The organism is Colwellia sp. MB3u-4 (assembly GCF_014077065.1).
Lineage (GTDB): Bacteria > Pseudomonadota > Gammaproteobacteria > Enterobacterales > Alteromonadaceae > Cognaticolwellia.
Map to the genome: position 1 here is coordinate 80,062 of NZ_JACGVE010000081.1, position 15,055 is coordinate 95,116.

Consider the following 15,055-nt stretch of genomic DNA (forward strand, 5'->3'; position numbering starts at 1 on the left):
ACAGATTATAGGGTTTGAAAATCAAACATAATAGCGACTAACTAAACCCGTTATTGTTATTACCTTTGGCCGCAAAGCGCAGTAATATTAAAGCAACAGTATCAAAGTAATACTAATCGGCATTATTTACCGCCAAGCCCGAAGACGATATCAGCAGTATAGAACCAGCTAGCTATCACAATAAGGTATCACAATACTTTCTAGGTTTGGCTTACCGTTCGTCATAATATAACTTAATGATCATTTAAAACCCCTAAAAGCCTTAGGTTATTTATAGCACAGATCTCAGTTTGTTAAGTGTTACTATTCACCCCAAATATCTTTCGGTTTAAGTTTTAGCACTTTACGTTCACCGGGTTTGCGTTCAACTTTAGTTTTATTCGGGTTAACATAAATCTTACTGGCCTTAGCATTAGCTGAATTATAATTTTTATCCGCTAAAACCTCTTCTAACTTATCTTTAACCTCTTCAACTACCGGCTTTTTTACCTGTTCTTTCGCGCGACGTTGCACATGAAATTTCTTGTCAACGCCCTGTAAAAAGTTGCGTAATACCTGATCTTTACATTCACGATAATTTTTATGATCTGGCTTACGCGAAAAAGCACTTAGCTCTGGCTTATTTAAACGAAAGTTTGCTGATTCCAACATCTCGATAATATCTTCTGCTTTTAAATTAAAAGCAATTTTCAATTTAGTGAGAATAATATTATTGTTTAAACGCTTTTCAACCTTGGCTGGTTCGCCTTCTTTTTTACCACGGCGTTCATTAATAAAGCCATTTAAAAATGCAGCAAACGTCGTATCAGGGCAATTGACATAAGCAGGGTCTTCTTCTTGCTTTAGCCAGTTACTTATTTGATCTCGGGTCACGGTTAAATCACCGGCAGCAAAAATAGCAATAACCTTTTGATCGTTAAAATTAAAGGTATATCTCAGGCGACGTAAAACATCGTTGTTAGTCACAAACTTCTCCAAAAATCCAACGAGTGTCGCTGGTTAGTTTTACTTTCAGGCTAAACAGGCTGACATTAGCCTATGAGCGACTAGCAAAACTCTAGTGATTCAATTACGCAATATTATACACGCTTTAAATAAGCAGATCTTTACCTGCATGCCCTATTTATTAATTGAATAATGTAAAAGCATTAAGGCGTTAAATTTAGCGGTTAAAGATCAGGTAAAACTCATGTTAAGATAATGGTAATTTTGATGTAAACTGCATTTACTGGTGCAAATACTAAAGCTTAAAAACACCAAGGTCACGGTTCAGTAAAATGCTTCACTAGGTTTCTTTTCAACGCAATTAAATTACGAGCAGTCATGAGCAAAAATGTTAATCTCTTCAATCCGGTATTAGCTAAAGGCCGGGGTAAAAGTGCCGATAAAAAAGTTTGGCAAAACCTACCCGGTAGTAGTGCCACTGTCGCTATTTTTCACGGCGCGTTATCAACGCAACAGCCCATATTACTACTTACTCATGATACGCCATCGGCATTGCGCTTAGAGCAAGAACTAACCAGCTTAAATCAACAAGCTCAATTACCTATTTGTTTATTCCCTGATTGGGAAACCTTGCCGTACGATACTTTTTCGCCACACCAAGATATTATTTCCCAGCGTTTAGCCACCTTGTATCAATTATCGCGTATGGATAAAGGCATTGTTATTGTGCCCATTTCTACTTTAATGCAACGTTTAGCACCAAAACAATACATTGAAGCCAATAGTTTAATCATCCAAAAAGGCGATAAAAAAGATTTACATCAATTAAGACAAAGCTTAGAAGCCAGCGGATATCGCTGTGTTGAACAAGTAATGGAACACGGTGAGTTTTCTGCTCGTGGTGCCATTCTTGATATATTCCCTATGGGCAGTAAAACACCGTTCCGTTTAGACTTTTTTGATGATGAAATTGACGAAATTCGCTTATTTGATCCAGAAAACCAACGCTCTAGTGACAAAATAGAGGGCATAAATTTATTGCCCGCGCATGAGTTTCCAACCGATACTGACGGCACTAACTTATTTCGCAGCCAATACCGCGAACAATTTACCAGCACCATTGACAAAGCATCTATTTACCACCAAGTCAGTAATGGCATTATGCCCGCAGGCATAGAATATTATTTGCCTTTGTTTTTTCAGCAAACCAATACCTTATGTGATTACCTTGCTGATAATACCTTAGTAATTATCAGTGGCGATATTGATAAAGCCTTAGCCCATTACTGGACCGATATTGACTATCGCTATGAAGACAGACGCTATGATCCCACTCGGCCACTATTGCCACCAAAGCATTTATTTCTCAATAGTGAAGAGCTCTACAGCGCCTTAAAACCTTTTGATCGCATCAATTTAAAACCCGAAGTCATCGAAGACGAATTAAAAGCATCACAAGTGCAGTTTGACGTACACACCCTGCCAGATCTGACCATAGATCATAAATTAAAGCAGCCATTTGAATTACTCAATAACTTTGTTAACAGCAAAGAAACACCAAGCAAACTCTTATTTGTTGCAGAGAGCCAAGGTCGACGTGAAAGTGTATTAGAGCTACTAGAGCGTAATCAAACAAAGCCAAGTATCTTTAAGAGTATTGAAGACTTTGTTAACAGTGACGCGCTCATTGGTATTACGGTTAACGCTTTAAGTGCCGGCTTTATTTTTCAAGCCAAAGGCAGTGCGAAAAAAAATGCCATTGCCTTAATAACAGAAGCTGAATTACTCGGCGATCGCGTCCGTCAAACTCGCCGTCGTAATAAACAACAAGAAATTCAAAACGACGCAATATTTAAAAATTTAGCCGAGTTAAGTATTGGCCAACCTGTGGTGCATATTGATCACGGTATTGGTCGCTATATGGGCTTACAAACCATTGAAAATAGTGGTATTACCACAGAGTTTTTAATGCTCAGTTACGCAAAAGAAGCCAAATTATATGTGCCGGTTGCCTCACTACATTTAATTAGCCGCTACTCAGGCGCCGATGCTGACCACGCACCGTTACATAAACTGGGTAACGATAGCTGGAGTAAAGCCAAGCAAAAAGCGGCAGAAAAAGTACGTGACGTAGCCGTTGAACTGTTAGATATTTATGCCAAACGCGCCAGCAACCATGGTTATAGCTTTAAACGAAATAAAGATGATTATCGCGCTTTTGCAGACAGTTTTAGTTTTGAAGAAACCTTTGATCAAGCACAAGCCATCAATGCGGTCATTAGCGACATGTTATCGCCAAAAGCGATGGACAGATTAGTCTGTGGTGATGTCGGTTTTGGCAAAACCGAAGTGGCCATGCGCGCGGCCTTTATTGCGGTGAACGATGGCAAACAAGTGGCGATATTAGTGCCAACTACTCTGCTTGCTCAACAACACCATGAAAGTTTTCGTGACCGTTTCGCCAATTGGCCTGTTAACATTGAAGTTTTATCACGCTTTAAAACCGCTAAAGAACAAAACGCTATTGTCAAAGAAGTTGAATCTGGCCAAATAGATATTTTAATTGGTACCCATAAGCTTTTACAAAACAGCATAAAATATAAAGATCTAGGGCTTTTAGTGGTTGATGAAGAGCATAGGTTTGGTGTTAAACAAAAAGAAAAAATAAAACAGCTGCGGGCAAACGTAGATATTTTAACACTGACCGCAACCCCAATCCCACGCACCTTAAATATGGCCATGGGCGGCATGCGCGACTTATCAATAATAGCCACACCACCAGCAAAACGATTAGCGGTAAAAACCTTTGTAAGAGAGCGCGATGACGCCTTAATTCGCGAGTCAATCCTGCGAGAAGTATTGCGTGGTGGTCAAGTCTACTTCTTACATAACAATGTCGACACCATAGATAAAACCGCTGCAGACATTCAAGTATTATTACCCGAAGCGAAAATTATTACCGCTCATGGACAAATGCGTGAGCGCGAACTTGAACGTGTGATGAACGACTTTTATCACCAACGTTATAATGTGCTGGTTTGTACCACCATTATTGAAACTGGCATCGATGTGCCCACCGCTAATACCATTATTATGGATCGAGCTGACCACTTAGGTTTAGCACAACTACACCAATTACGTGGCCGTGTTGGGCGATCACATCATCAAGCTTATGCCTATTTATTAACCCCGCATGAAAAACGTATGACCAAAGATGCAAAAAAACGCCTTGAAGCCATCGCCTCATTAGAAGACTTAGGGGCCGGCTTTACTTTGGCGACTCACGATTTAGAAATTCGTGGCGCCGGTGAGCTATTAGGCGAAGATCAAAGTGGTTCAATGAGCCAAGTGGGTTATACCTTATACATGGAAATGCTTGATGCCGCCGTTACCGCACTAAAAGAAGGTAAAGAATTGTCGCTCGACCAAGTGACAAAAACTCAAACTGAAGTAGATTTACGCGTAGCGGCACTATTACCCGATGACTATATTTTCGATGTAAGTTTACGCTTAAGTTTATATAAACGTATTGCCAGTTGTAAAAATAAACAAGCACTCGACGACGTGCAAGTTGAGCTGATAGACCGTTTTGGCTTATTACCACAAGCAGCAAAAAATTTAGTGCATATCGCCAAGCTGAAACTTAAAGCACAAAAAATGGGTATTACCCGCATTGATGCAGGCCCTGCTGGCGGTTCATTTGAATTTAGCAGCGAAACTAAAGTAGACCCTATGTTTATCATCGGTTTAATTCAACAACAACCGAAAATATATAAAATGGAAGGTGCGAATAAATTGAAATTTAAGCAAGTGACCGAAGATGCAAAATCTCGCTTTATTTTAATCGCTACCATGCTGAACGAATTGGCAAATCACCTGCGTGCTTAAACAGCACAATGATCAATACGTAAAGCTAGCCTAGTTATCTTTTATATTGAACAGATAACTGATTGAGAATTGATTGATAAGTGGTTGATGACTAATTGAGAACGGATTGACAATATAAGTATTGATCAACCTTTGCTATTATCACTGGGTAAAATAAACATTAACTGGATACTGAATGAAATTAACTCAACTATTTTTATGTTCTGCCGTCTTAACATTTCCACTAACCTTAAATGCGACGACACAAGAAAATAATGACCGATGGTTTGATGTCGAAATTATTCTTTTTAGCCAATTAGGTGATAAAAGCCAGTTAAAAGAAAACTTTCCAGACAGCAGTGAATTACCAAAACATCAACGTGTGGAAGATTTACTCAACCGCTATTTAAACCCTGACATTCGCACGTTAAAGCAACTATTACCCCAATGTGATTCACCACACTATGTCGGGGATTTAGCGAAAAAAAATGCCAAACTCCCTGCGCTTTTTAATGAAAAATCATTAGTGCAAATAGCACAATTAGCGCCAGAGCTTTCGGTGTCAAACCAAGTTATAGCTATAGGGCAAGATAGCACCAACCTGCTTGATTCTAACAACAATCTGACACAGCTTTCAGCAGATAATGACACGGCTAGTCGACATATTTTTACCGACAATACCGGACTAAATAATGCAGGGCTAAACCGTGAAATTGCTCGTGCCGACCCAGAGAATAATCCTGCTATTAGTGACGCTACCATTAATAACGCGATTATCAATAATAATAAGACCACCAGCAACAGTTACATCAATGCCATAGCCTTACCAACCACCTTGTCTGATGAAGAGCAGGCAAATATTCAACGTTTAGTACTAGCAGCTGAACAAGAATTTCAAGAGCTTAAATTTCAGTATCCAGCCAAAACTGAGCCCATATTATTATGCCGAATTGACCCAGCATACTTTGCTGACTATCAAGTCGAAAATCCTGACTTTGACTATCACGGCTTTTCTGTTGATAAAGTGCCATTATTGATTGATGGCCCAGAACATATCGACAACAATAAAACACATTTGCTGAGCAAAAACTCATTACAGCTTAATGATATTATTCAAGACTTAAGGTATAGCAAAAACTTTCGCCCTATGTTGCATATGGGCTGGCGACAAGTTGCTCGACCTGAAAAACAATCTGTGCCCGTGAAAGTGTATGCCGGTGATAATTTTGTTATCCCTTACCAAAAACAATTAACTAAATTCAACGAGCAAAAAAATCAGCAAAGAAGCCACTTGCTTACAGAAACTAGCAAGAAAAATCTGCTTGAGCCTTCACCTGTGCAAAACCAAACTGAACAGCTACAACAAGCTAAAAAAGCGCGTCTCGAACAAATTATTGCGCAAATAGCACAGGTAAACGAAAACACCGACGAACTATTAGCAGCACTTGACCAACAAGACTTATCGCTAAAACTTACTGATGAAATGCCCTTAGCGGTAACAGAAAATACGCCACCAATAGCGCCTATTCAACAATGGTTTATTGAGGGGTTTTTCAATATTCATTTAAAACATTATTTATTTATTACCGCTGATTTTAATATTTTAGATAAAAGCTTAGCAGAACTGGCCACAGCAAGATTAGCCCCAACGTTACCCACTGATGTAAATCTAAATAGCGCAGCAAATACGTCGACACCAATACAGGCCAAAGCTATTCGTTTTCAACAAAACCGACGTGTTATAAGTGGCGAAGTGCATTATTTCGACCACCCCTACATGGGCATGATAGTGCAAATTAGACCTTATACAAAACCAGAACCAGAACCTGAGTCTGAGCCTAAAGAAAGTCTTTAGAGACTGATTAATGGCTTCATTATATTTTTACCAATAACACTTTCGAGGATACTATGGATAAAGAAATTGAAATTCAAGCGGCGGTATTTCGTCGTTTACTCGCGCATTTAGATGATCGTAAAGACGTACAAAATATCGAATTAATGAACCTTGCCGGCTTTTGTCGTAACTGTTTTTCTAAATGGACAGTGGCTGAAGCTGAAAAGTTGGGTGTTAACGTCGATATTGATACGGCACGCGAACAGGTTTATGGCATGCCTTATAATGAGTGGAAAGAGAAACATCAACTGCCAGCAACAGATGAACAGCTAGCGAAATTTAACCAGTTAAACGCAAAGAAATAATTTTAGCTCGATTTTTCTAAGCGATTAATACGCTACCCTGGCCTATTACAATAATGAAATCCGTCCAGCTGTATTTTGTAGTACTTAGTTATTGTCAGTGGTATGTAAAAGTATCAGAAGAAAAAAATAATATTACGCTAAGTAGAAGCACTACAGCCTGGTCTTTAAGCGAATAAATGATCACCGCTAGGTACTTAATGCTTGGTTTAAGGTTAGGGTTTAGGTTAAAGCCAAATTTAAACGATTACGTTCAATGCTGTAGCTCTGCGATCATTTCGGTTACGTGACTCCAACCAACGCCCTCGTTTAAATCGCTGTTGACGCCGATCGCCGCCAGAGCGGCGCTCATCTTCAGATAGCGTTGAACAAGCTATTGTAATTTTCAACTGCTCAGTCAAAGAATTAGGCGTTTTTTTTCTCTGCTGTTGTTGTTTCTCACGGCTGTCTTTTTCCAAACGCTCTGCTTTGGCTGTAAAACTGGCCGGCAATAAACTTGCAAAAACATCCATAACTGTTCTCAACTCCCTTATTAATAGTAGTTACAACCCCTGGTTAATTAATCGGCAGTTAGTGGTAAAAGTTTAATCTTTTTTAAGCCGCAATAGACCCTTGCTGAATTTTAGTTTTAAGAAGAGTCGAGCGCAGCAAGGCTAAAGAAGTAATTGCTACTGAAAAGTTATTTATAACACTTTGCTATAAGAGGTTTGTGAAAGCAGATGAGTGAAGGGCAGTAAGAGTAAGGCGCTTGATTAGCTAGCCGCTAACCATTACGATTCAAAAACAAGCTACCCTATTGCTTATATCAACTAATAGGGTAAGAAAAATTTTATGCAAATAACCAATAGTAATCATCTGCAATAACTAAAGCTAAGCGTTTATAGAAAAGCACTGACTTCCTCGGTATTTAAATAACGCCACTCACCTAAGGGTAAATCAGCCAGTTTTACTGGCCCTATTTGCTCGCGATGCAAACCCAGCACCTGATTACCAACCGCTGCAAACATGCGTTTAACTTGATGATATTTACCTTCGGTTATGGTCAATAAGACTTCTTTCTCGGCAACTTGCTCTAACGTCGCAGGACGAGTTAAACCATCTTCACCTTGCAACTGCACGCCATGAGTAAACTTCTCTGCCGTAGTGTTTTTAAGCGGGTCACGTAGCCACACACGATAAACTTTTTCGCACTGTTTCTTAGGTGAAATAATATTATGCGACCAGAGACCATCGTCAGTAATTAGCACTAGCCCTGTAGTGTCAGCGTCTAGGCGACCGGCAATGTGCATATCAAATGCCTTATCAACAGCAATTAAATGTAATAACGAGGGATAGATTTCATCAACATTAGAGCAAATGGTAGCAAGGGGTTTATGCAAAATGATATAACGAAAACTACGCGCAGTCAGTGCTTCGTCTTCAATGCAAATATAATCATCTTCATCCACCTGTGTGGCAGGGTCTTTAATTACCACATCATTCACCGTTACTTTGCTCATTTTAAGCAATTTTTTAGCTTCAGTGCGGGTAAGTTCAGTGCTTTTGCAAATAAATTTGTCGAGACGCATAGTCAGTAATATCGCTAAAAGGTAATGAAATAAAGGCGCCGCTATTATCGCTATTTGAATATTTTTAGCAAGGCTGGCGTGTACAGGCATTACAGAAATATTCATTAGCATTAGCTTGGATTGCATTACATTGGATAGTATAGAAGGATACCCGATAACTAGCCTTGGTTAAGTTTATGCACAAAACACCGACATATTGAGCTACTCAACAATCAAACTGACTAAGTTTTACCTGGCGCTATTTATATGTCAAATGAGCTTACGTATTAATAAGTTAAGTATTAATAAATTTACCTGACAAGGCTAAACCGCTGCGATGATGCAAAACACTGTGACATTGCGCTAAAATAGACAAGGCAATCGACTCGGGCAACTCACCACCAATATCAAGGCCAACCGGGCCATTAACATGACGCATTAACCAAGCTCTGTCTTCAATATTAGCAAGCATTTCAACATTACCTCTTCGTTCAGTCGGGCCTAATAAACCAATATATTTTGCAACGTTATTTTCATGCAGCAAACTTAACCAAGCAGCGTCCAAATTCAAATTGTGCGTCATCAACACGGCGGCATCAAGTTGGCGAAATTGCGCCATTTGAGCAAAGTCGTTGGGATGAATTCTGAAAATTTCTGAGGCCTGCTTAAAGCTGCTGCTGCGGGCATAGCTAGAGCGATGATCAACAACCGTTACCCGCCAGCCCATCTGCGCCGCCATCGACACTAAAGGAATGGCATCTGAGCCACCACCAAAAATCCATAAATTAGTTGGTGCAGATATTTTGGTTATCGACAGCTGATCTTCGCCAATGGTGATATTGCTGTGCGCTGTTTCCTGTTTTATCATTTGCCTTAGGGCATCATGCTTAAGGTTTTCTTGCCCCTGAGCTGTTGTTATTAATAACTGGCCAGCATTATCAAACAAACTGATGTTATTTAACGCCTGCGGTGTTGATTCATCAGTTAAAAATGTTTGTTGTAAATAGCTTGCTTGCCCCTCTTGCATGCGCTTAAAAAGCTCGGCAAATAATACTTGATGTGCAGCTGTGACATATTGTAATAATACGCCTATTTTACCTTTGCAGCCTACGCCTAGCTCTGCTGCATAACCATCTTCTTCTAGCATATCGTATACAACGTAATGGGCTTGCTTGCTATCAAATACTTTTTTCGCATGTAAAACAATATTGGCCTCTAAGCAGCCGCCACTGACTAAACCAAGCGATTGTCCCACGCTATTAACCAGCATAATAGCACCGGGGGAGCGATAACTTGAGCCCGCTTTATTTACTATAGTGGCAATTACCCACTCAAGTTTTTCACTATGATTTAAGTAATGTTCAAGCAGGGAATAATGAGAGTGATTATTAAGCAATGGTAAACCTTAAAGTTATTGAGAGCTGGTCACGGGTCTTTAATTTATTATAACAAGTTAGGCAAAGTTAAAAAACGTCAAATTTGTATCTGTTTACTCAGTGTATCGGTCAAAATCCTAGCTTTTAACATCGACTGACATGCCGGTGAATATGCTGTGCAGTCATATGTTTAGATGAAAACATGTCATTAGAGTAATGCTGGAGTAACTAACAAGATGGCTAAGATTGGCAGTTTTCTGATCATACACCACTTTTTATATTAAAAAAAAGCCACTTTACAGTGGCTTTTCATTAAAAGTAAAACTCGCTAAGAATTATTTAACAACTTCTTCAGTGGCTTTAGTTGTTTTAGCTGCTTTAGCTGGTTTATCTGTTTCAGCCTCTTCAGGCAGTTTATTTTTTGATAATAACGCTTCACGTAAACGTGTATCAATTTCTTTTGCTATTTTAGGGTTTTCTTTCAAATACTTAGCTGCGTTTGCTTTACCTTGACCAATTTTGTCGCCTTTATAACTATACCAAGCGCCGGCTTTTTCAACCATTTCATTTTTAACGCCAAGGTCAACTAACTCGCCTAAACTATTAATACCTTCACCATATAGTATTTGAAACTCAGCTTGCTTAAAAGGTGGCGCTATTTTATTTTTAACCACTTTAACACGTGTTTCATTGCCAATAATTTCGTCACCATTTTTAACAGCGCCAATACGGCGTATATCTAAACGCACAGAAGCATAAAATTTTAAGGCGTTACCACCTGTTGTGGTTTCTGGGCTGCCAAACATTACACCAATTTTCATACGAATTTGGTTGATAAAAATAATCATGGTATTTGATTTTTTCAAATTACCGGTTAATTTACGCATGGCTTGCGATAACATACGAGCCTGTAAGCCCATGTGTGAATCACCCATATCGCCTTCAATCTCAGCTTTTGGTGTTAACGCAGCCACCGAGTCGACTACAATAATGTCAATAGCACCTGAGCGAGTTAACATGTCACAAATTTCAAGCGCTTGCTCACCGGTATCCGGTTGAGAAACCAACAATTCGTTAATATCTACGCCCAATTTTGCCGCATAAACAGGGTCAAGTGCATGCTCAGCATCAACAAATGCACAAATTTTACCATTACGTTGTGCTTCAGCAATAACTTCAAGGGTCAGCGTTGTTTTACCACTTGACTCTGGACCATAAATCTCAACAACACGACCTAGAGGTAAGCCACCAGCACCTAAAGCAATATCTAACCCTAATGAACCGGTAGAAATTGTTTCAACGTCCATGGTGTTATTGTCACCTAACTTCATGATGGAGCCTTTACCAAATTGACGTTCGATTTGGCTTAAGGCAGCTGATAATGCTTTTTCTTTGTTATCGTCCATTTACTACTCCACGAGGGGTTTAGGTGCTTAATTCGTTTTGATGATGCAAAGTATACTGTATAGTCGTACAGTATCAAGGTTTTTATTAAATTATTTTATTTAGATATAAAAATAAAATAACCTATAGATTTTAACCATTGAAAAATAAAGGTTTTATTAACATAAGTAACTTTATAAATTTTTAACTTGAAAAGTTACTAATACAGTTATCAGTCGTTAAACAGTGCTTTTATATGATTAGCTTACTGAGCACTTTTCTCAAAAATAGAAAGATTTGATCGCCTGCATTATGGCATAATCTATGCCCTTAATACCTTCATCAATTTTAGTTACGGCAGTTCAATGACAACAATAACAAAAGACCTTTCCTCTCACACCCCTATGATGCGTCAGTACCTGACTATTAAAGCGGAATTTCCTAATATTTTAATTTTTTATCGTATGGGGGATTTTTATGAACTTTTTTTTGATGATGCTAAAAAGGCATCTGATTTGCTTGATATCTCATTAACTGCACGTGGAAAAACTGGCGGTAATGCTATTCCAATGGCTGGCGTACCTTATCATGCGGTGGAAGGCTATTTAGCTAAGTTAGTCAAATTAGGTGAGTCAGTCGCTATTTGTGAACAAATTGGCGATCCAGCGACTAGCAAAGGCCCGGTAGAGCGAAAGGTTGTACGTGTGGTTACACCTGGCACAGTCAGTGATGAAGCGCTGCTTAGCGACCGACAAGACAATTTGATTGTTGCTGTTCATCAAACACTACAAGGTTTTGGCCTCGCTTATTTAGATATGACCAGTGGCCGTTTTGTGTTGGTTGAGCCTAAAACTGAAGAGCAAGTTCAAGCCGAGCTACAACGTTTATCACCGGCAGAATTGTTATATCCCGAATCATTAGTCGCCACTAGTATTATTGCTGGTCGCAAAGGTTTGCGTCGACGCCCCGATTGGGAGTTTGATTTAGACACCAGTAAAACCTTACTTAATAAACAATTTGGTACTCAGTCATTGTCGGGCTTCGGCGTTGAAGATAAACCGCTAGGTATCGCTGCTGCAGGTTGTTTATTTCAATATGTTAAAGATAGTCAGCGTACTGCACTACCCCATATTAGAGCCATTATTGGTGAAAGCTCATCGACTGCCGTTATCCTTGACGCCGCCACTCGCCGTAATTTGGAATTAACCCAAAACCTGCAAGGGGGTGATGAAAATACCCTAGCAGCAATTCTTGATAAAGCCGCTACCCCCATGGGATCTAGATTACTAAAGCGTTGGTTACACTTTCCATTGCGCGAGCTAAATACGCTAAATAATCGTCAAAATTCGATTGAAGAAATATTACAACAAGACTTACCCTTTGAACTCAACGCTAACTTAAAGCAATTTGGTGACATTGAACGTATTGTTTCCCGTATTGCTTTGCGATCAGCTCGCCCGCGCGACTTTGCACGTTTACGCAATGCCTTAATGCATTTACCTGATTTGCAAACACTTATGAATAGCTGTACTCAACCGCATTTAGCGGCATTGGTTGAACAGTGTCAGCCTATACCGACAACACAAGCACTATTAGAAAGAGCTATTGTGGAAAACCCACCGGTATTAATTCGTGACGGTGGCGTTATCGCTCCAGGTTATAATAAAGAATTAGATGTACTGCGAGATTTAAGCGATGGTGCAACCGAGTTTTTAGCGCAACTTGAAGCACGCGAAAAAGAACGTACCGGCATTCAATCACTCAAAGTTGGCTATAATAGAGTCCATGGTTTCTATATAGAAATGAGCCGCACCTCAGCCCTTGATGTACCTGATGATTATATTCGCCGACAAACCTTAAAAAATAACGAACGCTTTATTACTAACGAATTAAAGCAACATGAAGAGAAAGTGCTCTCCGCGCAAAGTAAATTCCTTGCCCTTGAAAAGCGCTTGTATGAAGCGTTATTTGAGCAAATATTACCTGAGTTAGAAAAATTGCAGCTACTTGCGCAATCGCTATCTGAAATTGATGTCTTAAATACTTTTGCCGAACGGGCCGAAAGCTTAAATTATGTTAAACCTATACTGCAAGAAGCCAGCGGTATTAATATCGAAGCTGGACGTCATGCTGTTGTAGAACAAATGACCGCTGAGCCATTTATTGCTAATCCAGTAGTGCTAAACAGCAGCCGAGAAATGCTCATTATTACTGGCCCTAACATGGGCGGTAAATCTACCTATATGCGCCAAACAGCGTTAATTGTGCTACTGGCACATATAGGCTGTTATGTACCAGCAAGTGCCGCCCAAATAGGTATGGTAGATAGAATTTTCACCCGTATTGGCGCTTCTGATGACCTAGCCAGTGGTCGTTCAACTTTTATGGTAGAAATGACAGAAACCGCTAACATTTTGCATAATGCCACCAATAAAAGTTTAGTATTGTTAGATGAAATTGGTCGAGGCACCAGTACCTATGACGGTTTATCACTGGCTTGGGCCTGTGCTGAAATGCTAGCAATAAAAACCAAAGCTTTCACGCTTTTTGCTAGCCATTATTTTGAGTTAACCTTACTGGCTGAACAAATTGATACTTTAGCAAATGTTCATCTAGACGCTGTTGAACATGGTGACAGTATTGTCTTTATGCACACAGTGCAAGAAGGTGCTGCAAGTAAGAGTTTTGGTTTACAGGTAGCGCAACTTGCTGGCGTGCCAAAAAGTGTCATTGTGCGGGCAAAACAACGCTTAGCTGAACTTGAACATATGCAAGCACCTTCGATAATGAGTGCTGTTCCCCAAGCTTTTGAACAACTGTCTCTCATAGATAGCCAACACCCGGTTGTTGAACAGCTAAGTGCAATAGAGGTGAACGACTTGAGCCCTAAAATGGCTTTAGATTTATTATATAAATTAAAAGAATTAATTTAAAAAAGGGGACTATTTACATTAGCATGCCTATTTTGGGCGGCACAGATTAAAGTGTAGATCGGCTTTAATCTGTGCGAGCTGACAGCATCAATACCGACTTAGAAGAAGGGTTACTCACCCTATATTGTCACCCGTGGCGCTATGTAGCTTCAATCTTGGACTTTAGTTCATCAAGTTAAATAAAATTTAAGCGTTTTTGGCAAAATGCCTACCTACGAAAAATATTTGCTGACGATATTATTGGTCCTTCGAGTTAATTGCTCGCTAAACGCTTGACGGACTGAAGTCCGACCTACAAAAAATAGCTGCTGCTGATATATGTTGGCCCATCGGGTTAATTGCTTTCTACACGGTTGACGGACTGAAGTCCGACCTACAAAAAACATCGGCTGCCGATATTTGTTGGTCCATCGAGTTAATTGCTTTCTACACGGTTGACGGACTAAAGTCCGACCTACAAAAAATAGCTGCTGCTGATATTTGTTGGCCCATCGGGTTAATTGCTTTCTACACGGTTGACGGACTGAAGTCCGACCTACAATAAATATTTGCTGCTAATATTGTTGGCCCATCGAGTTAATCGCTCGCCAAACAGTTGACGGACTGAAGTCCGATCTACAAAAAAAAGCTGCGGCTGATATTTGTTGGCCCATCGGGTTAATTGCTTTCTACACGTTTGACGGACTGAAGTCCGACCTACAAATAACATCTACCTCAGATGATAATTAGGTCTTAAAATAACCTCCTGATGCAAATGTATAGGCAGCTACATTACCCATAAAATCTAACCCTAAAAAAACCAGCTATC

The 15,055-nt window shown here is 39.7% G+C and carries 8 protein-coding genes and 1 pseudogene; 4 read left to right on the forward strand and 5 right to left on the reverse strand.

The window, feature by feature from the left end; all coding sequences use genetic code 11:
- Nucleotides 1–516 precede the first annotated feature (516 nt).
- Nucleotides 517–966 (reverse strand): annotated as a pseudogene (locus H4J61_RS12565) (DUF1456 family protein); the annotation flags it as partial.
- Nucleotides 967–1,323: 357 nt separating this feature from the next.
- On the opposite strand from H4J61_RS12565, the gene mfd reads away from it, so the two are divergent.
- The 3 genes from mfd (at nucleotide 1,324) to H4J61_RS12580 (ending at nucleotide 7,011) form a co-directional block, all read left to right on the forward strand.
- Nucleotides 1,324–4,833, forward strand: coding sequence for a transcription-repair coupling factor (gene mfd, locus H4J61_RS12570; RefSeq protein WP_182185289.1), 3,510 nt, complete (start codon nucleotides 1,324–1,326; stop codon nucleotides 4,831–4,833).
- Between the two features lie 175 nt (nucleotides 4,834–5,008).
- Complete coding sequence (locus H4J61_RS12575; RefSeq protein ID WP_182185290.1) at nucleotides 5,009–6,667, forward strand: CsiV family protein; 1,659 nt, start codon at nucleotides 5,009–5,011, stop codon at nucleotides 6,665–6,667.
- A 53-nt stretch (nucleotides 6,668–6,720) separates the two neighbouring features.
- Nucleotides 6,721–7,011: a DUF1244 domain-containing protein gene (locus H4J61_RS12580; RefSeq protein WP_182136148.1), complete on the forward strand. Its 291-nt coding sequence runs from the start codon at nucleotides 6,721–6,723 to the stop codon at nucleotides 7,009–7,011.
- Nucleotides 7,012–7,247: 236 nt separating this feature from the next.
- Here H4J61_RS12580 and H4J61_RS12585 read toward each other — a convergent pair whose 3' ends face one another.
- From H4J61_RS12585 to recA, 4 genes are all read right to left on the reverse strand, one after another.
- Nucleotides 7,248–7,520, reverse strand: coding sequence for a hypothetical protein (locus tag H4J61_RS12585; protein ID WP_182136149.1), 273 nt, complete (start codon nucleotides 7,518–7,520; stop codon nucleotides 7,248–7,250).
- Nucleotides 7,521–7,886: 366 nt separating this feature from the next.
- Nucleotides 7,887–8,576, reverse strand: coding sequence for a pseudouridine synthase (locus H4J61_RS12590; protein WP_182185312.1), 690 nt, complete (start codon nucleotides 8,574–8,576; stop codon nucleotides 7,887–7,889).
- Nucleotides 8,577–8,850: 274 nt separating this feature from the next.
- Nucleotides 8,851–9,951, reverse strand: coding sequence for an XdhC family protein (locus H4J61_RS12595; protein WP_182185291.1), 1,101 nt, complete (start codon nucleotides 9,949–9,951; stop codon nucleotides 8,851–8,853).
- Between the two features lie 315 nt (nucleotides 9,952–10,266).
- The gene (recA, locus tag H4J61_RS12600; RefSeq protein WP_182136151.1) at nucleotides 10,267–11,337 is read right to left on the reverse strand and encodes a recombinase RecA; all 1,071 of its coding nucleotides are present in this window, start codon (nucleotides 11,335–11,337) and stop codon (nucleotides 10,267–10,269) included.
- Nucleotides 11,338–11,679: 342 nt separating this feature from the next.
- Here recA and mutS point away from each other — a divergent pair, with 342 nt between their 5' ends.
- A complete protein-coding gene (gene mutS / locus H4J61_RS12605) occupies nucleotides 11,680–14,247 on the forward strand; it encodes a DNA mismatch repair protein MutS (RefSeq protein ID WP_182185292.1) in 2,568 nt (855 codons plus the stop codon).
- The last annotated feature ends 808 nt before the right edge of the window (nucleotides 14,248–15,055 follow it).

Excerpts from the sequence above, each read along its gene's own strand:
- mfd (WP_182185289.1), top strand. The coding sequence starts at position 1,324 with ATGAGCAAAAATGTTAATCTCTTCAATCCGGTATTAGCTAAAGGCCGG.
- H4J61_RS12575 (WP_182185290.1), top strand. The coding sequence starts at position 5,009 with ATGAAATTAACTCAACTATTTTTATGTTCTGCCGTCTTAACATTTCCA.
- H4J61_RS12580 (WP_182136148.1), top strand. The coding sequence starts at position 6,721 with ATGGATAAAGAAATTGAAATTCAAGCGGCGGTATTTCGTCGTTTACTC.
- H4J61_RS12585 (WP_182136149.1), bottom strand. The coding sequence starts at position 7,520 with ATGGATGTTTTTGCAAGTTTATTGCCGGCCAGTTTTACAGCCAAAGCA.
- H4J61_RS12590 (WP_182185312.1), bottom strand. The coding sequence starts at position 8,576 with ATGCGTCTCGACAAATTTATTTGCAAAAGCACTGAACTTACCCGCACT.
- recA (WP_182136151.1), bottom strand. The coding sequence starts at position 11,337 with ATGGACGATAACAAAGAAAAAGCATTATCAGCTGCCTTAAGCCAAATC.
- mutS (WP_182185292.1), top strand. The coding sequence starts at position 11,680 with ATGACAACAATAACAAAAGACCTTTCCTCTCACACCCCTATGATGCGT.